The 23,770-nt window shown below is 68.0% G+C and carries 18 protein-coding genes; 8 read left to right on the top strand and 10 right to left on the bottom strand.

What is annotated here, in order from left to right; translation table 11 throughout:
* The first annotated feature begins 2 nt into the window (after positions 1 to 2).
* On the top strand, positions 3 to 1,127 hold the full coding sequence (locus LXT13_RS16180) for a hypothetical protein (protein ID WP_233372996.1): 1,125 nt from the start codon (positions 3 to 5) through the stop codon (positions 1,125 to 1,127).
* Positions 1,128 to 1,197: 70 nt separating this feature from the next.
* On the opposite strand, the gene LXT13_RS16185 is transcribed toward LXT13_RS16180, so the two are convergent.
* From LXT13_RS16185 to LXT13_RS16205, 5 genes are all read right to left on the bottom strand, one after another.
* Positions 1,198 to 4,443 (bottom strand): efflux RND transporter permease subunit, encoded by a 3,246-nt coding sequence (locus LXT13_RS16185; protein WP_233372997.1) that lies wholly within the window; start codon positions 4,441 to 4,443, stop codon positions 1,198 to 1,200.
* 10 nt (positions 4,444 to 4,453) lie between these two features.
* On the bottom strand, positions 4,454 to 5,617 hold the full coding sequence (locus LXT13_RS16190; protein WP_233372998.1) for an efflux RND transporter periplasmic adaptor subunit: 1,164 nt from the start codon (positions 5,615 to 5,617) through the stop codon (positions 4,454 to 4,456).
* Between the two features lie 171 nt (positions 5,618 to 5,788).
* Positions 5,789 to 6,511: a hypothetical protein gene (locus tag LXT13_RS16195; protein ID WP_233372999.1), complete on the bottom strand. Its 723-nt coding sequence runs from the start codon at positions 6,509 to 6,511 to the stop codon at positions 5,789 to 5,791.
* Between the two features lie 60 nt (positions 6,512 to 6,571).
* Entirely contained in the window at positions 6,572 to 7,669 is a 1,098-nt protein-coding gene (gene aroC / locus LXT13_RS16200; protein ID WP_233373000.1) for a chorismate synthase, read from the bottom strand.
* Positions 7,670 to 7,770: 101 nt separating this feature from the next.
* Positions 7,771 to 9,657 (bottom strand): methyl-accepting chemotaxis protein, encoded by a 1,887-nt coding sequence (locus LXT13_RS16205; RefSeq protein ID WP_233373001.1) that lies wholly within the window; start codon positions 9,655 to 9,657, stop codon positions 7,771 to 7,773.
* A gap of 197 nt (positions 9,658 to 9,854) precedes the next feature.
* Between LXT13_RS16205 and LXT13_RS16210 the strand changes: the two genes are divergently transcribed.
* The 3 genes from LXT13_RS16210 to LXT13_RS16220 all read left to right on the top strand — a co-directional run bounded on the left by LXT13_RS16210 (position 9,855) and on the right by LXT13_RS16220 (position 14,115).
* Positions 9,855 to 11,132: a porin gene (locus tag LXT13_RS16210; RefSeq protein ID WP_233373002.1), complete on the top strand. Its 1,278-nt coding sequence runs from the start codon at positions 9,855 to 9,857 to the stop codon at positions 11,130 to 11,132.
* A gap of 42 nt (positions 11,133 to 11,174) precedes the next feature.
* On the top strand, positions 11,175 to 13,277 hold the full coding sequence (locus LXT13_RS16215; RefSeq protein ID WP_233373003.1) for a glycoside hydrolase family 28 protein: 2,103 nt from the start codon (positions 11,175 to 11,177) through the stop codon (positions 13,275 to 13,277).
* A gap of 115 nt (positions 13,278 to 13,392) precedes the next feature.
* The gene (locus tag LXT13_RS16220; protein WP_233373004.1) at positions 13,393 to 14,115 is read left to right on the top strand and encodes a GntR family transcriptional regulator; all 723 of its coding nucleotides are present in this window, start codon (positions 13,393 to 13,395) and stop codon (positions 14,113 to 14,115) included.
* Between the two features lie 34 nt (positions 14,116 to 14,149).
* Here the strand turns inward: LXT13_RS16220 and LXT13_RS16225 are convergent, their stop codons facing one another.
* From LXT13_RS16225 to kbl, 4 genes are all read right to left on the bottom strand, one after another.
* Positions 14,150 to 14,614 carry a CBS domain-containing protein gene (locus LXT13_RS16225; protein WP_233373005.1) on the bottom strand — a complete coding sequence of 155 codons (465 nt, stop codon included), beginning with the start codon at positions 14,612 to 14,614 and terminating at the stop codon, positions 14,150 to 14,152.
* 134 nt (positions 14,615 to 14,748) lie between these two features.
* The gene (locus LXT13_RS16230) at positions 14,749 to 15,558 is read right to left on the bottom strand and encodes a MipA/OmpV family protein (RefSeq protein ID WP_233373006.1); all 810 of its coding nucleotides are present in this window, start codon (positions 15,556 to 15,558) and stop codon (positions 14,749 to 14,751) included.
* Positions 15,559 to 15,629: 71 nt separating this feature from the next.
* On the bottom strand, positions 15,630 to 16,574 hold the full coding sequence (locus tag LXT13_RS16235; RefSeq protein WP_233373007.1) for an NAD-dependent epimerase/dehydratase family protein: 945 nt from the start codon (positions 16,572 to 16,574) through the stop codon (positions 15,630 to 15,632).
* A complete protein-coding gene (kbl, locus tag LXT13_RS16240; RefSeq protein WP_233373008.1) occupies positions 16,571 to 17,767 on the bottom strand; it encodes a glycine C-acetyltransferase in 1,197 nt (398 codons plus the stop codon). Before kbl ends, LXT13_RS16235 begins: the two co-directional genes overlap by 4 nt.
* A 99-nt stretch (positions 17,768 to 17,866) precedes the next feature.
* Here kbl and LXT13_RS16245 point away from each other — a divergent pair, with 99 nt between their 5' ends.
* The 4 genes from LXT13_RS16245 (at position 17,867) to LXT13_RS28690 (ending at position 22,526) form a co-directional block, all read left to right on the top strand.
* The gene (locus LXT13_RS16245; RefSeq protein ID WP_349254841.1) at positions 17,867 to 18,427 is read left to right on the top strand and encodes a helix-turn-helix domain-containing protein; all 561 of its coding nucleotides are present in this window, start codon (positions 17,867 to 17,869) and stop codon (positions 18,425 to 18,427) included.
* A gap of 32 nt (positions 18,428 to 18,459) precedes the next feature.
* Positions 18,460 to 19,413: a Bug family tripartite tricarboxylate transporter substrate binding protein gene (locus tag LXT13_RS16250; protein WP_233373010.1), complete on the top strand. Its 954-nt coding sequence runs from the start codon at positions 18,460 to 18,462 to the stop codon at positions 19,411 to 19,413.
* Between the two features lie 48 nt (positions 19,414 to 19,461).
* Positions 19,462 to 20,601 (top strand): sensor histidine kinase, encoded by a 1,140-nt coding sequence (locus LXT13_RS16255; RefSeq protein WP_233373011.1) that lies wholly within the window; start codon positions 19,462 to 19,464, stop codon positions 20,599 to 20,601.
* Positions 20,602 to 20,762: 161 nt separating this feature from the next.
* Entirely contained in the window at positions 20,763 to 22,526 is a 1,764-nt protein-coding gene (locus LXT13_RS28690) for a methyl-accepting chemotaxis protein (RefSeq protein WP_304622819.1), read from the top strand.
* Between the two features lie 23 nt (positions 22,527 to 22,549).
* Here LXT13_RS28690 and LXT13_RS16270 read toward each other — a convergent pair whose 3' ends face one another.
* Complete coding sequence (locus LXT13_RS16270; protein WP_233373216.1) at positions 22,550 to 23,728, bottom strand: YihY family inner membrane protein; 1,179 nt, start codon at positions 23,726 to 23,728, stop codon at positions 22,550 to 22,552.
* Between the last annotated feature and the right edge of the window lie 42 nt (positions 23,729 to 23,770).

Genomic DNA, 23,770 nt, shown 5'->3' on the forward strand with positions numbered 1-23,770 from the left:
CATTGAGTCAGACCACCCCGATGCAGGCCGCCCGGCCCGCCAAGATTCATGACCGCCTGAGACTGCAGGTCGGCGCCATACTGGCCTTCTGCCTGGCGCTGCTGACCCTGGCGGCGCTGCCGGTGCTGCTGGCCATCGCGGTGTGGCTGCCGCCGGCGCTGTTGGGCGCCGCGGCAGTGCTGGCGCTGCCGGCGGCGTGGTGGGCGCGGCGTCGCCCACGGCGCGGCGTCTGGCCCTGGGTGAGAGTCACCTTGCTCACCTACGGCCTGGCCAGCGTGGCCACGGCGGCGCCGATCTACTACCTCGCGGTGGTCACCTGGCTGAAGCCGCCGATCCAGCCGCAGGTCGTGCTGAGCAACGGCGATCGCACGCTGACCTTCCAGGGCATGATGCATGTCGGCACCGACGCCTTCTTCCGCTCAATCGTCTTCGACGCCGGCAAGGCGCTGATGGAGGGCTCGGTCATCTATTACGAGGGCGTGCTGCCGGACGAGCGCGCGGACGCCTGGCTCAGCGAGTACCTCGGCACCGGCGAGGACCTGGCCCGCGCCTATGAGCAACTGGCCTCGACCTGCGGCCTGGTCTTCCAGGCCAGCTACTTCGAGCCGCTGGAGATCGACAGGCGGCTGCATCCCGAGCGGCATGTGGCTGCGGACGTGTCCTCGCAGGCGTTGCGTCAGGAGTTCGACCGGCTGCTGGCGACGGACATGAGCTTCGTCGAGGCGATGCAGGATCGCGAGGCGACGCGCAGTGTGCCGTCCATCGGCAACCAGCGGCTTGCCGCCTTCGTGGCCTGGCAGCGGCGCGGCGACGAGCGGCAGCAGGCCGTCGCCGGCACGGTCTGCCGGGGCCTGCTGACGCTGCTGCTGCGCCCGCGCAGCGCCAAGGCCCGCCCGCGCGACCCGTTCGACGCGGTGACCATTGACTTCCGCAACCGCCAGCTCGTACAGCGCCTGCTGGCCGACCCGCACGACAAGATCTTCCTGACCTATGGTTCAGACCACCTGCCGGGCGTCTATGCGCTGCTGAAGCAGGCCGACCCGCGCTGGCGCGTCGAGTCCGTCAAGTGGATGCGCAGCGTTGCCCCACCGGAGCACCTGAACGGCAAGCTGGACCTGGAGCCCTGAGCCGCCGGCCATCAAAAAGGGCCGGCTGCTCGCGCGGCCGGCCCGAAAGCGCTGAAGCGCTCGAGGGAAATCAGTCCTTGTCCGCCGGCATCGCGCCGGGCATGCCATGCAGCGGCAGCGCCGTGCCAGCACCCTGCGCTGCGGCAGGCCTGGCCGCCGGCTTCTTGTCGCGCACCAGATAGCTGTAGAGCACCGGCACGACGACCAGCGTCAGCAGCGTCGACGTGATGACGCCACCGATGATGGCGCGGCCCATTGGCGCCTGGATCTCGCCGCCGTCGTTCAGCGCGATGGCCATCGGCAGCATGCCGAACACCATGGCGGCCGTGGTCATGATGATGGGCCGCATGCGGATGAGGCCGGCCTCACGCAGCGCATCGGCCACCGTCGCACCGGCCTTGCGGGCGTGGTTGGCGAAATCCACCAGGAGAATCGCATTCTTCGTCACCAGGCCCATCAGCATGACGAGGCCGATCATCGAGAACACGTTCAACGTCGAGCGCCACAGCAGCAGCGCCAGCATGACGCCGATCAGCGCCAGCGGCAGGCTGGCCATGATGGCGATGGGCTGCAGGAAGCTGCCGAACTGGCTGGCCAGCACGATGTAGATGAAGATGACCGCCAGGCCCATGGCCGCCAGCAGGCCGTTGAAGGCCTCGGCCTGCTGCTTGCCGGCGCCGTCCACCTTGAAGCTGGTGCCGGGTGGCAGCTGTGTCGCCTTGATGAGCTTTTGCACCTCGGCATTCACATCGCCGCTGGGGCGCCCCTGCACACCGGCAAACACGGCTTCGCGGCGCTGCAGGTTCTCGCGGCGGATGACCTCCGGGTTGAACACCGGCTCGATGGTGGCGACCTGATCCAGCGTGATCGGTGCGCCATCCTTGGAGAAGGCCACGGGCAGCTTGCTCATCTGCTCGATGCGCTCACGCTGGTCGCGCGGCAGGCGCAGCAGCACCTCGACCTGGTTGCCGTCCGGCGTCGTCCAGTAAGTGGCGATCTCGCCGTTGACGTAGGCGCGCAGGGACGACGCGATCTGCGGCGCGGTCAGGCCCAGCTCGCGGATGGCCGAATCCTTCAGCCGCACGGCAAACGCCGGCAGGCCGGGCTTGACGGTCGTGTCGACGTCGACCGCGCCGGGAATCTTCTTGATCTTCTCGACGAGGTCCTTGGCGGTTTGCGTCAGCACTTCGGGATCGGTGCCGAGGATGGTGATCCAGATCGGCCGGTCGAAGCCGACGCTGACCTCGATGCCGGGGATCTTGGCGATGTCGGCCCGAATGGCGTCCTCGATCTCCTTCTGCGTGCGCTTGCGCTCGCTGCGGTCCACTAGCGATATGTTCAGCGACGCCTGGTTGCGGCCCGTGGCCAGACCCTCACCGGAGCTGCCCACGACCGTGGAGACGGTCTTGATCTCCGGATAGCCCTTCAGGATCTGCTCGACCTGGGCCACCTTTGCGCTGCCGCGCTCAATGCTGCTGGCCACCGGCATACGCAGGTTGACCTGTGTGAAGCTGTTGTCCGTCTGCGGCATGAACTCGCTGCCCACCATGGGCGCCAGCATCAGCGCCACGACGAAGCTGGCGAAGGCGCCCCACATGACGAGGCCGCGTGGCGTCAGCGTCGCAAAGCGCAGCCGGCGCGGGGACGTCGTGTCACGGCGCCCATGCGCGTCGAACGGGCGACCATAGGCCGGGATGGGCGGCACGAAGACGCGGTAGCGACGGCCCGAGAAGGCCCAGCCGATGAGGCGGGCGTAGCCGTTGTGCAAGCGGTCCATCGCCCAGTCGGTGCCGCGGATCAAATGGCCGACGACCGGCCAGTAGCGGATGCGCGCATTCGGCGGGTCATGCCAGACGGAGGACAGCATCGGGTCCAGCGTGAAGCTAACGAACAGGCTCACCAGCACCGCCACGGCGACCGTGATGCCGAACGGATAGAAGAACTTGCCGATGATGCCGCCCATGAAGGCCACCGGCACGAACACGGCGCAGATAGCGAAGGTCGTCGCCATGACGGCCAGGCCGATCTCATTGGTGCCGTCGGCCGCGGCCTGGTGGTGGTTCTTGCCCATGCCGACGTGACGCACGATGTTCTCGCGCACGACGATGGCGTCGTCGATGAGCAGGCCGATGCACAGGCTCAGCGCCATCATCGTCATGAAGTTCAGCGTGAAGCCGAAGGCATGCACAGCGATGAAGCTGGAGATGACGGCGATGGGCAGCGTCAGGCCCGTGATGATCGTGGAGCGCCAGCTGTGCAGGAACAGGAAGACGATGGCCACCGTCAGCAGCGCGCCTTCGATCAACGTGTGGCGAAGGCCGTCCAGCGAGCCCTTGACGAAGTCGCTGTTGGCATAGATCAGGCGCAGCTCCACGTCCTTGGGCAGCACCTGGCGCAGCTCCTCCATGGCCTCCTTGACGGCGTCGCCGGTGGCGACGATGTTGGCGTCCTGCTGCTTGAAGATGTTGAAGCTGACGGCGGGCTGGCCGTTGATGCGGGCGATGCTTTCCACCTCGCGTTCGCGCTCGACCAGCGTGCCCAGGTCGTTCAGCGTCAGCGCCAGGTTGCCGCGACGCGCGACGACCATCTGCCCGAAGGCCTTGGGGTCCTTCACGCGGCCTTCCACGCGCAGGATGGCGTCGGCCGTCTGGTCGGACAACAGGCCGACCGGCTGGTCGCTGTTGGCGTCGTTCAGCGCCTTCGCGATCTCGGCCGGCGTCACGCCGTAGGCGCGCAGCCGCATCGGGTCGAGGTCGATGCGCACCTCGCGGGTCGTCATGCCGCCCACGTCCACCTTGGCCACGCCCTCCACACGCGCCAGGCGTTTGGAGACAATGAGGTCGGCCATCATCGACAGCTCGCGCGGGCCGCGCGTGCCGCTCAGCAGCGCCATGACGACGACCGGCTGCGCGTTGTCGTTCTGGAAGCGCGACACCGACGGCGGCTTCACGTCCTTGGGGAAGGCGGCCTGCGCCGCGGCGACGCGGTCGCGCAGGTCCTGCATCGCGCGGCTCATGTCGGTGTTCAGGCCGAACTCGACGCTGGCCTGCACGCGGCCCTCGAAGCTGCGTGACTGGATGCGCTCGATGCCCGCGATGCTGTTGAGCGCCTCTTCCAGCGGCTTGGCCACTTCACGCTCGACGGCCTCGGGCGAGGCACCGGGGTAGCGGATGTCGATGCCGGCGCCGGGGAAGGCGATATCGGGCATTTGCTCGACGCCCAGGCGCGCATAGGAGAACAGGCCCAGCACGCACAGGGCCACCATGACCATCGTCGCGAAGACGGGGTTCTGGATGGAAACGCGGGTCATCCACATGGCGTGCCCCTCACTGCTGGACCGGCGCCGATGCGGCGCTGGCCACCCTGGCGGACTTGGCCGCCACCACCTGCGCCGGATCGCCCTCGCGCAGGTTGTCGAAGCGCGCGGCCAGCACCTGCGCCTCGGGTTTGAGCCCGCTGAGCACCTCTACGCGACCCTGGCTGGCGTCGCTGCGGCCGGTCGTCACGATGCGGCGCGCGAGGGCGCCGTTCTCGATCATCCAGACCTGCTCCTGGCCGGAGTTCCGGCTGATGGCGGCGATCGGCACGGTCAGGCGCTGCGTCTCATCCGGCAGCACAACCTTGGCGACGGCGTACTGGCCGGCACGGTAGAGCTCTTTGGGGTTGTCCAGCACCAGCGTGACGCCGATGGAGCGCGTCCCGGGCTCGGCGGCGGGCGCGATGCGCGAGATGTGCGCCTCGACGGGCTCATCCACGCCCTCCACCTTCACCTGCACCGGCATGCCGGGATGCAGGCGACTCACCTCATGCGTTCCCACCAGCCCGGCCAGCTCCAGCTTTGCGAGGTCGACGATGTTCAGGATCTGCTGCTCGGCGGCCAGCTTTTCGCCGGGTACCGCATATCGCTTGGCGACGATGCCATTGATGGGTGACACCAGCGCCGCCTGGCGCATCGTCACCTGCGTGGTGTCGAGCTGCGCCTGAGCGGCCCGCCAGTTGGCGCGTGCGGCTTCAAGGGCAGCGCGGGAGGTGTCCAGCGCCGTCTGCGCAATGAAGTTGTTGGCCGCCAGGCCTTCATTGGCCTTGTAGGTGCGTTCGGCCTGCTCCATCTGGGCGCGCAAGGCCTCCGCGCTGGCATGGCGCTCGGCGATGCGGTAGCGCAGCTCTTCGAGGTCCACCTGGCCCAGCGCCTGGCCGGCTTTCACACGGCTGCCTTCGCCGACGGCCAGCGTCAGCAGCGTGCCGTTGGACTTGGCACGGACGACCACTGTGCCTGGCGCCACCAGCGGGCCGCTGAACTCGATGGTGGCCGGCATGGCCGTGACAACGGGCTTGACGACCTCGCTGGCGACGAACTCCAGCGCCGGTTTGGCCTTCTCCTCACCGGGCTTCTTGGGGCCGTCACCCTTGCTGGCCATGACGGCCACGCCGGCGCCACCCACCAGCAGCACGACGGCCGCGATGCCACCCAACTTGACGGACTTGCGCATGACTCCCCCAGGACTCGTTCTGAAACTGACCGGCGCAGTCTAGAAATGCAAGGGGGCAGGATGCATCCTCAGAGTGACGAAACGCGGATTGCGGGGGCTGAGATGCACAGGCCCGAGATCAGGCCGGCGGGCCTCCACTGCGCGACGGGTTGACGGCGCGTGCCGCAGTCGTCAGCGACGCCGGCGCCGGAAGTACCGCGCGATGCCGCTGCGGAGGATGCTGATCCAGTTACCGAGGTCCAGTGGTGCGAGACAGGCCAGCAGATCGCCCTGGGCGTAGCCCGGGTTCCGCGCCAAGAAGAAGCGGATGTGCGGGTCCTGCAGCTCCCGCGGCGTGAAGGGCGTCTGCAGGCTGTTTAGCAGCTTGGTGCCGCCGGTGCGGAAGACGCCGTCGACCGCATCCCACAGTTGCGGCAGGACCACCCGCGCGAACCGGTCGCGCAGCCGCTCCATGGCCGCTGGCGTGGAGAGCTCGGGCCGGGGCCAATAGCTGCACAGGCCGCGTGCCAACACGAGGTAGGCCTGGTGCGTCGATGCGCCGAGGAACCAGTAGATCCGCTTGAACGGATGGCGCAGTCGCGCGCGCAGAAAGCAGATCAGGCCGACCCGTTGAAGCACGTTGCGGCCACGGATGTCTTCGCGCAGCAGCACGTCGCCCGTGTAGATCATGACGACATCCCGGCCTTCGAATGACACGACCCGCGTATCGATGCTCGCCGTGCCCACGAGCGTCTGCCGGCCCTTGTCGGTGTACACGAGAGCGACATGCGACTTGGCACGCAGCATCTCTTCGAAGAAGCCGCGAGAAGTCCTGGCGTAGGCGGCCGTGAAGGCCCAGATCTGATCCCAGCGCTGGGCCGAGAGCTGATGGACCGGCTGAATCGTCAAATGCAAGGCGGTGGCTTCCCAGGGACCGGCGCGACCTGCGCGCCCGGCTTGCGCAGCAGGCAGGTGTTACCGATGCCCGGGGATGGGCGCGACGGGCAGCGCCACATCGCCGCATTGCGCGCGGTGGCGCAGCGCATGGTCCATCAGCACCAGCGCCAGCATGGCCTCGGCAATGGGTGTGGCGCGGATGCCGACGCAGGGGTCGTGGCGGCCGAAGGTTTCCACGCTGGTCGGGTTGCCCGCGCGGTCGACGCTGGCCTTGGGGCTGCGGATCGAACTGGTGGGCTTGATGGCGATCTCGGCCACGATGTCCTGGCCGGTGGAGATGCCGCCCAGTACGCCGCCGGCGTTGTTGCTGGCAAAGCCCGTCGGCGTCAGTTCGTCGCCGTGCTCGCTGCCCTTCTGCGCCACGGCATCGAAGCCGGCACCGATCTCCACGCCCTTGACGGCGTTGATGCCCATCAGCGCATAGGCGATGTCGGCATCCAGCTTGTCGAACAGCGGCTCGCCAAGGCCCACCGGCACGTTCGTGGCTTCGACGCGGATGCGCGCGCCGACGGAGTCGCCTGACTTGCGCAAGGCGTCCATGTAGGCTTCGAGCGCGTCGATACTGCTGGCATTGGCCGCGAAGAAGGGGTTGGCGCCGACGTGTTGCCAACCCTCGAACGGGATTTCGACCTCGCCCAGCTGCGTCATGCAGCCGCGGAACTCGGTGCCGAACTTCTCGCGCAGCCACTTGCGGGCCACAGCACCGGCACCGACCATCGGCGCCGTCAGCCGCGCCGAGGAACGGCCGCCGCCGCGCGGATCACGCACGCCATACTTGCGCCAGTAGGTGTAGTCGGCGTGGCCCGGGCGGAAGGTGTCGAGGATGTTGCCGTAGTCCTTGCTGCGCTGATCCGTGTTCTCGATCAGCAGGCAGATCGGCGTGCCGGTCGTGACGCCCTCGTAGACGCCGGACAGGATGCGGACCGCGTCGGGCTCGTTGCGCTGCGTGACGTGGCGGCTGGTGCCCGGGCGGCGGCGGTCCAGCTCGGGCTGGATGTCGGCCTCGCTGAGGGTGAGGCCCGGGGGGCAGCCGTCGATGACGCAGCCGATGGCCGGGCCATGGCTTTCGCCGAAGTTAGTGACGCGGAAGAGTTCGCCGAAGGTGCTGCCGGACATGGGAGTAACCCAGGAAGAACCGCCGTTGCCCCCAGGGCGCGCGGCGATACATGGAACCAGGGCCGCAACCAGCAGGCAGCCGGCGCGGGCAGCACGGCAGTTTAGCGGGTGGCCTCGAGACGAAACACGGACACCGCATCCACCAGTCGCGAAGCCTGGCGCTGCAGGCTGGTTGCGGCGGCCGCCGTCTGCTCCACCAGCGCAGCGTTCTGCTGGGTGGCTTGGTCCATGTCCTGGACAGCCGCGCCCACCTGGTCGATGCCCAGGCGTTGCTGCTGGGCGGCGACGCTGATCTCCGACATCGCCGTCTCGACACGCTGGATAGCCCCGCGCAGATCGACCATGACGGTGCCAGCCTCCTGCACAAGACCGACGCCTTCACCCACCTGCGACACGCTGGCATTGATGAGCTGGCTGATCTGCTTGGCCGCTTCGGCGCTGCGCTGCGCCAGGCTTCGCACTTCGGCGGCCACCACGGCGAAGCCGCGGCCCTGCTCACCGGCGCGCGCCGCTTCCACCGCTGCATTGAGCGCCAGCAGGTTGGTTTGGAACGCCAGGCCGTTGATCATGCCGGTGATCTCGGCGATGCGGCTGGAGCCTTCGCGGATCTCGCCCATCTTGTCCACGGCACGCCGGACGGTCTCGCCGCCCTGCTGCGCGATGCGGCCCGCATCCAGCGCCAGGCGCTCAGCCTCGTGCGCGGAGTCGGCGCTCTGGTGCACGGTGGAGCCTAGCTCTTCCATGGCGGAAGCGGTCTCCTCCAGCGCGCTGGCCTGGCGCTCGGTGCGCTGGCTCAGGTCCAGATTGCCCTGGGCGATCTCGCTCGACGCGCACGCCACCTGGTCAGCGCCGTCGCGCACACCGGCGATGACCCGGCTCAGCTGCTCGCGCATCAACGCCAGATGGGCCACGAGGCTGCTGTCATCACCGGAGCGGCGCTCGACGTGCGCCATCAGGTCGCCGGCCGCAATGCGCGCGACGAACTGCTGCGCCTCCGCAGGCTCGGCACCCAGCGCGCGCGTGATGCGCCGCGTCACCCACCAGGCGGCCAGCCCGGCAAGCGCGAGGCTGATGACGACCATGCCGGTCAGCCAGCGGGCCTGGCCTGTGACGAGCGCCGCGCCTGCCTCGGCGCGATCCCGGGCGGAGGCTTCGCGCATCTCGCCCAGCTGCACCATGAGCTTGCGCACCTTGACGTGCAGCGGGTCTGTCGCCTTGTTGAGTTCGTCGAAGGCGGCCGCGTTGTCACCGGCGGATGCCGCCTTCTGCAACCGGGTCACCGACTCGGTGTATTGCTGCCAGAGGGTGTCGAATTCGGCGAGCAATTGCTCGTGCGCGGGCCCGACGGGGTGGGCGCGCTCGAAGCTCACGGCCTTCAGCACCTCGTCGGCGCTCTTGCGGTTGAGCTCCAGCGTCTCCGCACGCGACGCTTCGTCGGCTTTCAGGATGAACGGGTAGGAGCGGCGGAAATGCGTCGCGGCCTGCCAGGACGCGGTGCGCAACAGCGCCAGGGGCACCACTTCCTCCTTGTACATGTTCGTCTGCATGGTGCTCAGCTCACGCAACCTCGTGAGGCTGAACACGCCGATGCCGGCCATGAGTACCGCGGCAATGCCGAACGCCAGCATCAGTTGATGGGCGATCTTCCAAGGCCTCGCCGGCCCTGAGATGTTTGTCATTGGTCGCTCCTTAGCGCCTTCATGCGGCCTGCAAGAAGAAGCATCGATCCGCCCGTCCCAACCCGGCCGGCCATCGGCCAGCCGGTTGAGCATCACGTCACGAACGACGCCATCCCAGCCGCGGGCATGTTGCCCCGTTGAAATATCAGCGCTATTATATTGATATTTCAGCAGTCCCAACAACCACCGCCTCCGAAACGTCATATATGCACGCCTTGCCCGGCGACAGGGCTGCACCTCAAACGTGCAGCTGCCGTGCAGGTTTGAAAAGAATCGCATGCAAAGCCCCGTTCGACGGGCGCGCCCCACCGGTTAGCTGGTCGGTTACGCCGCCTTCGTGAACAACTTGACGCGCACCGTCTTGATGCGCGCGCCGGGCATGGCAACCGCGCAACACCCCATTCATCCCACAGATCCGCGCACCGCGCGGACCTGAGCAGCGCCCTCGCCCCGTCGCCGTACCTGGCGCGGGACGTCCACCCTTACCTGAACCCGAGGAACCACCCATGAGGACTCTCACCTCCTTCACGCGCCGCCCTGCGGCCACCGCCGCAGCGGCCCTGGCCGCCACCCTCATGCTGGCACTCCCGGCGGCCCAGGCTGCCGATGCCGGCGCACTCAGCTACAAGGTCTACGGCTTCGTCAATGCGGAGATCGAATCCGTCGAGGCCAAGGGTGGCACGACGCCTTATCGGCAACGCGGCCGTGTGACGGACGGCAACTCCCGCCTGGGCGTCTACAGCAGCTTCGCCGTCGATGCGGAGCTCAAGGCCGTGCTGCAGCTCGAAGCCAGCCTGAACAACTTCGACCAGGGCGGCATCGGCGACAACGGCTCCACGTCCACGCTGACCTCGCGCAACAGCTATGTCGGCCTGGAGCATGTCCGCTTCGGCCGCCTGCTTGTAGGCAACTACGACTCCGCGTACCGCAGCCTCGTCGGCTCGGGCGGCGCGCTCGGTGGCAACCTCGGCCTGAGTGTCCAGGGGCTGGACCTGTGGAACAACACGTCCGCCCAGGTCAGCGGCAACGCCTACAGCGTGTTCAGCCGTGGCGAGGCCCGCTACAAGAACTCGGTCCACTACTTCTCCCCGGTGTGGAACGGCCTGCAGGCGGCGGCCTCCTACGGCTTCGACGAGTCACGCAACGGCGGGCTGAATCGCGGCCGCTTCTCTCTAGCTGCCAAGTACAGCCTGGGCCCGCTGCAGATCGGCGTGGGTCTGGACCAGCAGCAAAGCACCGGCGTCGACATCGACAAGGGCTTGCAGGGCTGGGGCTTCCGCACGACCGGCCAGGACGGCGCCAACACGCGCTTTGCCAAGATCGTCGCGCTTTATGACCTGCCAACCGGCACGACGCTGGGCCTGGGCGTGGAACAGGCCCGCTACGGCTTCCAGCAGTTCGTGCCGCCGGGCCCGGGCAATATCTACCCGACGCTGAACACCGGCCGCATGAACCAGACCGGCACGATGGCGTCCATCGCCCAACGCGTTGGCGAGCGCACGACGCTGATGGCTTCGGTCGGCACGCTCGGCCGCCTGAGCAATGCCGCCGTGGGCGCGCCGGATGACTACCGCGCCTCGCAGGCCTCGGTCGGCGCCAAGTTGCGCCTGAACGACCTGCTGACCGTCTACGCCTACGGCACCCGCATCCGCAACCACTCGCAGCAAGGCGTGAACCTCGGCCAGGCCCCGCTGTACAGCGCGAACGCCGGCAGCGCCGACGCCTACCTGTCGCCCGGCGACAGCCCGCGCGCCTTCGGCGTGGGCCTGATCGCCAGCTTCTGATCGCCTCTGAAGTCGACCTTCACCTTTTCATTGAGACAAGACATGCATTCCCACAAGACCCTGGGCCAGCTCGCCGGGCTGAGCCTGGCCACGCTGAGCCTGGTACTCAGCGCCTGCGGCGGCGGCGGTGACAACCCCACCACGGCCGTCAGCTACGACACCGCCAAGCCTTTCCAGGTCGGCACCACGTCCTTCGATCCGGACCTGCCGGCGGAGCCCACGCTGCCCACCAGCGCGCAGGTTTGCGCAACGCTGGAAGCCAGCGACAAGTACGTCAAGCGTCCTGACGGTGCCTTGCCGCCGGAAGCCGACCCGTCCGTCAGCGGCAACCGCGTGGCCATCACGCCGGCCGTTGCGAACCCCGACCAGGCCCGCATCCAGGCCGCGCTGGACGCCTGCGGCGCCGGCGTGGACAGCGAGGTCGGCGCGGCAATCGCCAGTGCAGACGCCGCCGCGACGGCCGACCAGAAGGCCGCCGCCGTGGCTAACAAGAACATCTCCGGCGTCAGCGGCGAGGAGCTCGCCAAGCCCAAGTACAAGGCCAGCAAGTTCGCCGTGCGGCTGGTGGTCAGCAGCACCGGCGCGGGCAACGCCTTCATCTCCGGCCCGCTGACGCTGCCCTCCGGCGTCACTCTGTGGATCGACAAGGGCGTCACGCTGTTCGCCAGCCGCGACGTCATGCTCTACAACGGCGGTGCCACGACCTATTGCGGTAACACGCAAGTCGGCGCCAAGGCCGGCAGCTCGGGCAACTGCAAGCCGCTGATCGGCGGCAGCAACCTCGTGAACTCCGCGGTCATGGGCGATGGTGCCATCGACAGCCGCGCCTACGCCGAGATTGTCACGAGCAATCGGTTCTACCCGATGATGAAGGTCGACCTGACCTGCTCCAACACGTACGCGGCCTACGCGACGAGCACCTTTGCGGCCGACGGCACGCCCTGCGACAACGGCGGCACCGTGGTGGACTCGAAGTCCACCGTGCGCAACATGACCTGGTGGGATCTGGCCTACCTGGGCAACATGGTGGAGAACGGCACGACCGGCGCGGCGTCGCAGTCCAACTTCCGCATGATGGTCTTCAACTACGCGAAGAACCTGACGCTCTACCGCATCACGCTGAACAACAGCGCCAACTTCCATGTCGTGCCCTCGGGCATCGACGGGTTCACGGTCTGGGGCGTCAAGGTGCAGACGCCATCGCGCGCGGCCTTCGCCAACCCGGCCGGCAACGGCAACCCGCTCTACACCGGCGAAACCTTCAACGAAGACAACGTCAAGAACACCGACGCCTTCGACCCGGGCTCCGCCGGCGGCCTCGCCAGCAACAAGCTGACCACTGGCAGCACGACGACCTCCGCTGCCGCGATGTCGTTCGACGGCTACCTGAAGAACGTCGTGTTCGCGTACAACTTCATCTCCACCGGGGATGACGACATCGCGATCAAGGGCAGCCAGAACCCCAGCCCCAAGGGCTCTGGGCTGATCGGCGTGGACGGCGACCGCGATGCGCGCAGCGACCGCAAGTACGGCTTCATCATTGCGCACAACCACATCTACTGGGGCCACGGCATCTCGGTGGGCAGCGAGACCAATGCCGGCGTCGCCAACATCCACGTCTACGACAACAGCTTCGACGGGGCCGAGGAAGCGCTGCGCATCAAGTCCGACTACGCACGCGGCGGCGAGGTCTACAACGTGACCTACACGAACATCTGTGCACGCAACACGCTCAACGCGCTGCTGTTCACGCCGTACTACAGCACCAAGGCGTTGCCGAGTTCGGGCCCGCTGATCCCGAACTTCCACGACATCACGATCAACAACATGCTGATCGAAGGTTCGAGCAAGCTGCGCTTCGAAGGCTTCCAGGCCAACACCGGCGGCCTCAGCAACCCGGCCAATCCGCTGGTCATGGCGCTGAACAACGTCATCGCGGCCAAGCCCGACGCGATGAGCGTGACGGCGTCGGACGCCAAGCTGACCCTCAAGGGCACCAACCTGCCGCTGGTCTCCGATGCCGACCGCCGCATCGAGGTCACCGGCCAGGCCACGCAAGCCGTCGATGCCAGCAAGGTCATCGACTGCAGCAAGGCCTACGTGGACTTCCCAACGCTGACCAGCCCGGGCGGCACCAGCTGGTAAGCCCCGGCCCCTGGGGCAACTCCGCGGCCTGCGCCACGGGGCGACCCGGATAATTCCGCGATCTGGCGGCCCGCCTTCTTTCGGGGACGGGCCGCCTTCACTTTCGCCCATCAAAGTGACGATTCCACGCAAACCCGAGACCGCCGAGCCAGGTGCAGCCAGCGCTTCCCAGCGCGTCTACCTCGACCTGCGGCGGCGCATTCTCGAATTGGAGATGCCGCCCGGATCGCGCGTGGTGGAGCTGGAAATAGCCGCCCTGCACGGCGTGAGCCGCACGCCGGTGCACGAGGCGGTTCAGCGGCTGGCGGACGAAGGCCTGATCGACATCGTCCAGCGGGTGGGCACCTTCGTGTCGCGCATCCCGGTGGACGAGCTCGAGGAAGCGTTGCTCGTGCGCTCCGCGCTCGAAGTGGCCATCGTCGAGAAGGTGGTGGCGCGCATCGACAGCCACAAGCTGGCCTTGCTGGACGACGTGCTCGAACGCGAGCGCCGCTGCCTGCTGGCGGGCGACAGCCAGTCCTTCCATGAGGCCGACGACGCCTTCCACGCGACGCTGGCCGACATTGCCGGACTCCCCGGCGTGTGGCGCAACATCCTGCAGGTGAAGATGCAGATCGACCGCGTGAGGCGGCTGACGGCGCCGATCGAAGGCCGCATGGCCAGCACGCTGGAAGGGCACGCCGAAGTGCTGCAGGCGCTGAACCTAGGCGACGCGGAACTCGCCAAGCAGGCCATGCGCAGGCACCTAGACCGTCTGATGCCGGCCATCGGCATCACACGGGCCTTCAGGCCTGACTATTTCGTCAACCGCGCGCTGCCAGCGGCGGGCGTCGCCTGAACCCCGCCGCACGCAGCGCTGGCGGCCGGCATCACTACGACGCGGATGGCTGTTCCGCGCCCTCTTCCAGCGGCCAGTCACGGATGTAGGCCTTGAGCATGCGGTTCTCGAAGTCTTGGCTGTCCACCACGGCCTTGGCGACGTCGTAGAAGGAGATCACCCCCATCAGCGTGCGGCCGTTGAGCACCGGCATGTAGCGCGCGTGCCGGCCGAGCATCATGCGGCGCACTTCGTCGATCTCGGTCTCGGGCGTGCAGGTCAGCGGCGCGTCGTCCATGACGGTGCGGACGATGGTCGTGCCGACCGAGCCGCCATTCTTGACGACGGCCTGGATAACTTCGCGGAAGGTCAGCATGCCCACCAGGTCGCCATGCTCCATGACGACGAGCGAGCCAATGTCGCGCTCGGCCATCACGTCCAGCGACTCCTTCAGCGGCTCGTCGGGTGAGACCGTGAACAGTGTGCCGCCTTTGACACGCAGGATATCGACGACTTTCATGGGGGGCCTCCGTGGAACTGACGCCCAGGCAACATAGCACACAAAGCCCCGGCCACCACACGACGGAAACACCATACCGCGGCCCGGCACGCCGGCGCGCGACTTGAAGTCGCTGGGTGGTGCCGTGGCGCCGGTCAGTTGCGCCAGGCGATCCCGACCGCAGCCGAGTAGCCAGAGAGGTTCTGCGTCAGCGGGCTGTCAGCGGCCGGCCCGAGCAAGCGGCTGGCGCCCACCGAGCCATAGGCCAACCAATGCTTGGTGATGGGCCTGATGAAGCCGATACCTGCATGCACGTCGCGCAGCCCGGCGCCGGGCTCGTAGGCCGGCTTGCCGCTGGCCTCCACAGCGGATTCCGGCACGCCGAAGTAGCTGCGCAGGTTCTGCGCATTGCCAGCCGAGACGCCGAAGCCGGTGGTCCACTCCAGTGTGGGGCTGCGGTAGAAGCGCCAGCCGACGTCGGCCCCGAGCGTCATGCCGCCGCGCCGGCCGATGAGGTCCTGCGACAGCGAGCCGTTCAGCGTCAGGTCACGGGTCAGGCTGTAGCTGGCGTACAGCCGCGCCCGCAGCGTGCGCTTGACGTCCGGAAGACCGCGCGTCGTGCCAGCGTCGCCGCTCTTGCGGCCGCTGTCGACCCGCAGCGCGATGCCGGCGCGGACCTTCTCGTTGTCGACGAACTGCGTGCTTGCGCCGCCGGCCGACTCTTCCTGGCCGAACCCCAGTAGGCCGCCGGCACCCGAAGTGCTGATGCGCACGCGGCCGAAGCGCACGGCCCACAGCGGCTTGAGCTTGTTCTGCCGCGCGCCCGAGCCGTCGTACTCGGGCTGGGACACCACACCCACCCCCAGCAGGTACCGGACGGGGGGCGTCTCGGCCGCCGGCGGCTCCGCCTGAGCGGCAGCGGTACAGGCCAGGGCCAGGGTGGAAAGCAGGCGCGCGGGTCTCATGCAGTGAGCCTACCAGCGCCGGCGCGGCGGCCAACATCACCCCCGGCGCCGCCCCGGGCATGCCCGCGATGTCAGCTTCCCTTCAGCACACGGCCCAGTTCGCCCAGCATGTCGTCCACCATCTCGTTCAGCCCGAAGCGCGGCTCCCAACCCCAGTCCGCCTGGGCGGCGCGGTCGTCGATGCGCTGCGGCCAGCTCGCGGCGATGGCCTGGCGGAAGTCAGGCTGGCAGTCCATCGTGAACTGCGGCAGCCGGCGACGGATGCTGGCGGCGATCTCCTCGGGCGTGAAGCTGACGCCGGCCAGGTTGTAGCTACCGCGCTGCCGGATGGCACCGGCCGGCGCGTTCATCAGCTCGATCGTCGCGCGCAGCGCATCGGGCATGTACATCATCGGCAGCGCCTGCCCGGCTTCGAGGAAGCAGGTATAGCGGCCGTCCTTGATTGCGGCGTGGAAGATCTCGACGGCGTAGTCCGTCGTGCCGCCGCCAGGCGGCGTCTTCCAGCTGATGAGGCCGGGGTAGCGCAGGCTGCGCACGTCCACGCCGTGCTTGGCGTGGTACCAGGCGCACCAGCGCTCGCCAGCCAGCTTGGAGATGCCGTAGACCGTCGTCGGGTCCATGACGGTCGTCTGGGGCGTGTCGACGGCCGGCGTGTTCGGGCCGAAGGCGGCGATGGAACTGGGCCAGAACACCTTGTCCAGCTTCTCGTGCCGGGCCAGCTCCAGCACGTTGAGCAGGCCCTTCATGTTCAGGTCCCATGCCCACATCGGGTGCTTCTCGCCGTTGGCGGACAGCGCGGCGGCCAAGTGGTAGATCTGCGTGACCTTGTGGCGCTTGACGATGGTTGTCAGCGCGCCGGCATCGGTCACGTCCAGCATCTCGTGGGCAAGCGTCGGCACGCGGCCCTGGGGGCTGAGGTCGCTGGTGATGACGGCATCGCTGCCGTGCAGGCGGGCGAGTTCGGTGGCCAGCTCGGTGCCGATCTGACCGTTGGCGCCGATGATGAGAATCTTCATTGAATGATCCCCAGTTCGCGACCGGCCTGCGTGAAGGCAGCCACGGCCTTCTCGAGGTGCTCGCGCTCGTGCACCGCCGAAATCTGCACGCGGATGCGCGCCTGGCCCTTGGGCACGACAGGGAAGAAAAAGCCCACCGCGTAGATGCCCAGCTCCAGGATGCGCTGGCTGAGCTGCTGCGCCTTCACGGCGTCGTAGACCATGATGGGCACGATAGGGTGGGTGCCCGGCTTGATCTCGAAGCCGGCGGCCTGGATGGCTTCGCGGAAATACGCAGTGTTGGCCTCGAGCTTGTCGCGCAGGGCCGTCGAGCCTTCCAGCAGATCCAGCACCGCGATGGACGCGCCGGCGATGGCAGGCGCGAGCGTGTTGCTGAACAGGTAGGGCCGCGAGCGCTGGCGCAGCAGTTCCACGACCTCCTTGCGTGCGGCCGTGAAGCCGCCGGAAGCGCCGCCCAGCGCCTTGCCGAAGGTGCCCGTGACAATGTCGATCTTGCCGAACACGCCGCGGTGCTCGGCCGTGCCGCGGCCGGTCTTGCCCATGAAGCCGCTGGCATGGCATTCATCGATGCCCAGCAGTGCGTCGTAGCGGTCGCACAACGTGCGGATCTTGTCGAGCTGGGCGATGGTGCCGTCCATGCTGAAGACGCCGTCGGTAAACACCAGCGTGAAGCGGGCGCCCTTGGCCTTCGCTTCCTTCAGGCAGCGCTCCAGGTCGTCGAGGTTGTTGTGTTCGTAGCGCCAGCGCTGCGCCTTGCACAGGCGGATGCCATCGATGATGGACGCGTGGTTAAGCGCGTCGCTGATGATGGCGTCCTGCTCGCCCAGCAACGGCTCGAACAGGCCGCCGTTGGCGTCGAACGCGGCGGCATACAGGATCGCGTCCTCGCAACCGACGAAGCGGGCGATGCGCTGCTCCAGCTGCTTGTGCAGGTCCTGTGTGCCGCAGATGAAGCGCACCGACGACAGACCGAAGCCGTGCGTGCGCAGCGCCTCATGCGCCGCGTCGATGACGGCCGGGTGCGACGACAGGCCCAGGTAATTGTTGGCGCACAGGTTGATGACCTCACGGCCGTCGGTCGTCTGCACAACCGCGCCTTGGGGGCTCGTGATGATGCGCTCGGCCTTGAAGAGGCCGGCAGCGCGGATGCCGTCCAGCTCGGACTGCAAGTGTTGGTAGAAGGCTTGGCTCATGACCGCTCTCCTGGGGCACAATTCATTAAATTGAACTCGTTCGATATATCGAACTTTCGTGCAGTATCCGAAATACGTCCAGCCAGGTCAAGCATGAACATGGAGATCGAACCACCCCGCGTAGGCGCGGCCCTGCAGGCGCTGCGCGGCAGCCGTGGCCTGTCGCTGGATGACCTGTCCAAACGGGCGGGTGTCAGCAAGTCGATGTTGTCGCAGATCGAGCGCAACCAGGCCAACCCGACCGTCGCCGTGGTCTGGCGGCTGGCCAACGCGCTGGGTGTGGAGATGGGCGAGCTGCTCGGAACCGAGCGCTCGGTGACGCCTGCCATCGAGACGGTGCCGGCCCACGCCACGCCGGCGCTGGCCAGCCCGGACGGGCTGTGCAAGCTGCGCATCCTGGGGCCCATCGAGCTGGCGGGTCAGTTCGAGTGGTACGAACTTGCCGTGCAGCCGGGCGGCGTGCTGGACAGTCAGGCCCATGAGCGCGGGTCACGCGAGCACCTGAGCGTGCTGAGCGGCAGCCTGGAGGTCACGGCCCAGGGCGTGACGAGTCGCATCAAGGCCGGTGAGACGGCCCGTTATGCCGTGGATGGCCCGCACGCCATCCGCAACCCCGGAAAGTCCGCCGCGACGGCCTTGCTGGTCGTGTTGCACCCGTAGACTTCCACGGGTTCGATCACGGAGCCTGCTTCATGCTGCAACGCCGTTCCGCCCTGGTGGCCCTGGCTGCCCTCCCCTTTTCGGCCGGCGCGCAGGACAGACCCGTCCGGCTGCTTGTCGGCTTTCCGCCGGGCGGCGGCACCGATGCGATTGCTCGGCTGCTGGCCGACGCGCTGCAGGCCACGCTCGGCACGACGGTCATCGTCGACAACAAGCCCGGCGCGGGCGGCCAGATCGCCGCTCAGGCGCTCAAGATGGCGCCGCCCGACGGCACGACGTTCTTCGTCAGCCACGACCACACGATTTCGATCCTTCCGCTGGTGCTGAAGAACCCGGGTTTCGACCCGCACCGGGATTTCGTGCCCGTGGCCGGCTTCGCGACGTTTGCCAACGCCTTCGCGCTGTCGGCCGGCACGCCCGGCCGCAGCCTGCCGGAGTACCTGGACTGGGTGAAGAAGCAGGGAGGGCACGGCAACGTCGGCGTGCCGGCGCCAGCCTCCGTGCCGGAGTTCGTCGTCAAGCTGCTGGCAGAGCGCCACGGGCTGGCGCTGCAGGCCGTGCCCTACCGCGGCAGCGCGCCGATGGTGGCCGACATGCTGGGCAACCAGATCCCGGCCGGCATCGGCTCCGTGCCGGATCTGATCGTCAACCACCAGCACCAGAAGCTGCGCATCGTGGCCGTCATGGGCGCGCAACGCCAGGCCGTGCTACCGCAGGTGCCCACCTTCGCGGAGCTGGGACTGGCCGGCTTCGAGGATCTGCCGTACTACGGCCTGTTCGCGCCGGCCGGCACCCCGGCCGCGGTGCTGGAGCGCTTCTCGAACGCGCTGGCCGGCGTCGTTACCCAACCGGTCGTGAAGGCCCGCCTGACGGAACTGGGGTTGAGCGTCGGGCCGATGACATCGACCCAGCTCTCCGCGCGGGAGCGCGCCTATTCGGCCGCCTGGGCGCGCATCATCAAGGCCGGCGGCTTCCAGCCGCAGTGACCACGCCGAAGCCCGCCGCACGCGCCGGGCCGCCTGGGAGGAACCGCAATGAAGGACAAACTGGCCTCGGACGCCGACTACCACATGCGCCTGCTCGTCGACCGCGTGCCGACGATGCTGGCCTATTGGGACCGTGACCTGATCTGCCGGTTCGCGAACCGGGCGTATGAGGCCTGGTTCGGGGCCGACCCCGACCGGCTGTTCGGCACGCACATCCGCGACCTGCTGGGCCCCCAGCTGTACGAGATGAACCACCCCTACATGCTGAAGGCGCTGGCGGGGGAACGCCAGGTGTTCGAGCGCATCGTGCCGGGCCCGGGCGGCGTGGAGCGGCACAGCCTCGCCGAATACATCCCCGACAACGTCAACGGCGAGGTGCGCGGGTTCCTCGTTCAGGTGACCAACGTCACCGAGCTGAAGCAAACGCAGGCCGCGCTGGCGCGGGAAAGCGAATTGCGGACGCAACTGGAAGCGCATGCAGCCGAGTTGCACGGCCTGCTGCGCGAACGCACCGAGATGCTCAACGTACTGGCCCATGAGGTGCGCCAGCCGCTGAACAACGCATCGGCGGCGCTGCAGAGCGCGCAGGGCTGGCTGCGCAGCCACTCGGAGGCCTATGTGTCGGGCCGTGTCGAGCAGGCGCAGCAGGTGCTGGGCGAGGTGCTGTCCAGCATCGACAACACGCTGGCCGTCGCCGCGCTGCTGGCGCGGCCTGAGCCGGTCCCGCGCCACGACGTCGACATCGACGTGCTGATCTCGATCGCCATCGCCGATATGCCGGCGGCCGAGCGGCCGCGTATCCGGGTCGTGCGAGAGACGCCGGCGCAGACCGCGCTGATGGACATGAGCCTCATGCGGCTGGCGCTGCGCAACCTGCTGAACAACGCCTTGAAGTTCAGTCCGGCAGGCAGCGACGTGCTGCTGCGTGTGGTGGACACGGAAGACCCGCCGGTGCTGCAGATATCGGTGACCGACTTCGGCGGGGGCATCGAACCATCGCTGTTGCCGAGGCTGTTCAGCCGCGGCGCCACGGGCAGCCAGAGCAAGGGCGCCCATGGCCTGGGGCTGGGTCTCTACATCGTCGCGCGCATCATGGCGCTCCATGGCGGCACGGCGAAGCTGCTGAGCAACGGCCCGGGCGGCACCACCATCGAGCTGGCCTTGCCGCAGATCAACGCGATTGCCTAACCCACCTCTCACCGGCCACATGCGCGAAAAACGCACGCGTTGGCGCCTTCGCTCGTGGCGATGCCTCCAGCGCGCGGGCTGCCCGCCTAAAGTGACAGGGTGTAAGACAGAGGTGGATGGTCGACGTCGACGATGCCACGGCAACTCGCGCGGGAAGACCCATGACGAAACTGACGGTTAAACAGCAATTGATCCTGGCCTTCGGGGCCATGGCGGCCATGATGACGACGGGCACCGGGCTGGCGGTGTACGAGGTGGCCACGGCGAATGCCCGCTTCTCCAGCTACATCGCAGGCCCCTCCGAACGCGAAGACGAGGTCCTGGACCTGCAAATCGCTGCGGACCGGCGCGCCATCGCCGTGCGGGACATGGTGATCGCCGTGACGCCGGCGGATCGCGAGGCGTCCAAGTCGGCAGCCTTCAAGGGCCACGAGGAGGTCACGGCCCACCTGAAGGCCTTGAAGGCTCAGGTGGCCACGGCCGCCGATGCCACCGATGCAGACCGCTCGCTGGTGAGCCAGATCGAACAGGTCGAAGCCAAGTACGGCCCGGTAGCGCTGGCGATCGTGGAGCTCGCCTCGACCGGCAAGCATGACGAGGCCATCGACAAGATGAACGCCGACTGCCGTCCTCTGTTGAACGCGCTGCTGTCGGCCACGCGCGCCTACGTAAACCATGGCCGTGAACGCGCCCAGGGCGACATCGCGCAAGCCGCCTCGGGCCACATGGTGGAGCGTGCGGTGCTCATCGGCGGCTGCGCCCTGGCCGTGCTGGTGGCAGCCGTCATGGGCACCTTCATCACCCGCCACCTCATTGGAGCCTTGGGTGCCGAGCCGGCCGAATTGTCGGAAGCGGCGCGTCGCGTCGCCGAGGGTGATCTCGGCCCCGTCCGCGGCGCCGAGCACGCACCGGGCGGCAGCGTGCTGGCCTCGATGGCGCGCATGCAGTCCCAACTGGTGAATGTGATCACACGCGTGCGCACGTCGGCCGACAGCATCGCCACGGCCAGCTCGCAGATCGCCTCGGGCAATAACGAGTTGTCGGGCCGGACCGAGGAACAGGCCTCGTCACTGGAAGAAACCGCAGCGTCGATGGAAGAGCTCAGCTCCACCGTGCGCCAGAACGCCGACAACGCCCGTCAGGCCAACCAGTTGGCACAGAGCGCCAGCGCGGTGGCAGTGCGCGGCGGCGAGGTCGTCGGCGAGGTCGTCGAGACGATGAAGGGCATCAACGACAGCTCCCGCAGGATCGCGGACATCATCGGCGTCATCGACGGCATCGCCTTCCAGACCAACATCCTGGCGCTGAACGCGGCCGTCGAGGCAGCTCGCGCCGGTGAACAAGGCCGGGGTTTTGCGGTCGTCGCCGGCGAGGTGCGCAGCCTGGCCAGCCGATCCGCCGAAGCTGCCAAGGAAATCAAGAGCCTCATCAACGCCAGCGTCGAGCGGGTGGAACAGGGTTCGACGCTGGTGGACCGCGCCGGCGCGACGATGGGCGAGATCGTCCAGTCGATCAACCGATTGACCGACATCATGGGCGAGATCACGGCCGCGAGTGTTGAGCAGAGCGCCGGCATCGGCCAGGTCAGTAGCGCGGTCTCGCAGATGGACAAGGCCACGCAACAGAACGCCGCCCTTGTCGAGGAAAGCGCAGCGGCGGCCGAAAGCCTGCGGGAACAAGCCAGCCACCTGGTCGACACCGTGGCGGCGTTCAAGCTCGCGGCCCAGCACGCGGCAGCAGTGGCGGCTACCAGGCCCTCGACCGTCGAGTCGGTGGCCAAGGCCCCCCGCCCGGTGGCCCATGCGGCCGCCAAGCCACAGGTCGCCCGGAAGCCGGCCCCCAAGCCCGAGGCTTCGCCGCGGGTTGCAGCAGCCGCCACGGTGACGCCTACCGCAGCCGGCGGCGGCGAGTGGGAATCGTTCTGACGCTACGGGGCTGCGACTCAGGCTCAGGCCGCTTCTGACGCCAGCAACACCGCCAGCGTCAGGCGCGGCCAGTCCCCCTGCGACCACAGGTTGGCCAGCAGGCCTTCGCGCCGGGCGAGGAAGGCGCTGAGTAGCGGCTCCGCCGAGATGCGCTCCGGCGCGCACAGCAACACCAGGCGCTGGGCACCGTCTTCCTCCAGCAGGCCGATCCAGTCCATCGCCAGCAACTGGTCGAGCACCGGGCTGAGCTGCAGCGGGTCCACGCGCAGCGCCCGGGCCAGTGCGAGGTGAGACAGCCCGCTGCGACCTGACTCCCGCACCCGCCACAACTCGCGCAGGACCTCCAGCGCCAGCGCCATCGGCTGGCCCGGCGTGTCGGGGCGCAGGTGCAGTCGGCCGGTCAGGCTGGGTGTGTTGGCGGCCAGGATCGCGCCCAGCAGCACGATGACCCAGCCCAGATAGACCCAGATCAGAAACACCGGCACGGTGGCGAAGGCGCCGTACAGCGTCGAGTACGTCGGCACCTGCTTGACGTACCACGCGAGCAGCGACTTCGCGAGCGTGAAGCCCAGCGACACGAAGACGCCGCCCAGCAGCGCGTGGCGCCAGCGCACATGCGTGTTGGGCACGTAGTGGAACAGGCCCGCCATCGCCAGGCCCAGTAGCACGATGTCAGCGCCGCCCAGCAGCGCGGCCAGATCACCGGGCATCTTCGTGAACAGGCCCTGGCCGACGCTGACGGCATAGCTCGTCAGCGTCAGGCTGCCGCCCAGCAGCAGTGGCCCGAGCGTCAGCGCCGCCCAGTAGACGAGCACCCGCTGGGCCATCGGACGAGGGCGCTTGACGCGCCAGATGGCGTTGAGTGTGCGGTCGATCGTCAGCATCAGCGCCAGCGCCGTGATGCCCAGCGCCACGAGGCCGACTGCCCCCAGCCTGTTGGCCTTGGCGGCAAACTGCGTCAGCGACGCCAGCACGGGTTTGGCGATGTTGGGCGGGATCAGGCTCTTCAGGAAGTACTGCTCCAGCGCGGACTGGAAGCTGGAGAACATCGGGAAGGCCGTGAAGATGGCCAGCATGACCGTCAGCAGCGGCACCAGTGAAATGAGCGTCGTGAACGTGAGGCTGCCGGCCGTCAGGCCCAGGCGTTCCTCACGGAAACGCTGGCGGAACGTGTGCAGCGTCTGCAGCCATGGCCAGGCCATCAGTTCAGCGATGACGTTGCCGGCGAAGGCAATCGGGTTGCG

Source organism: Pelomonas cellulosilytica, from assembly GCF_021353265.1.
Lineage (GTDB): Bacteria > Pseudomonadota > Gammaproteobacteria > Burkholderiales > Burkholderiaceae_C > Pelomonas > Pelomonas cellulosilytica.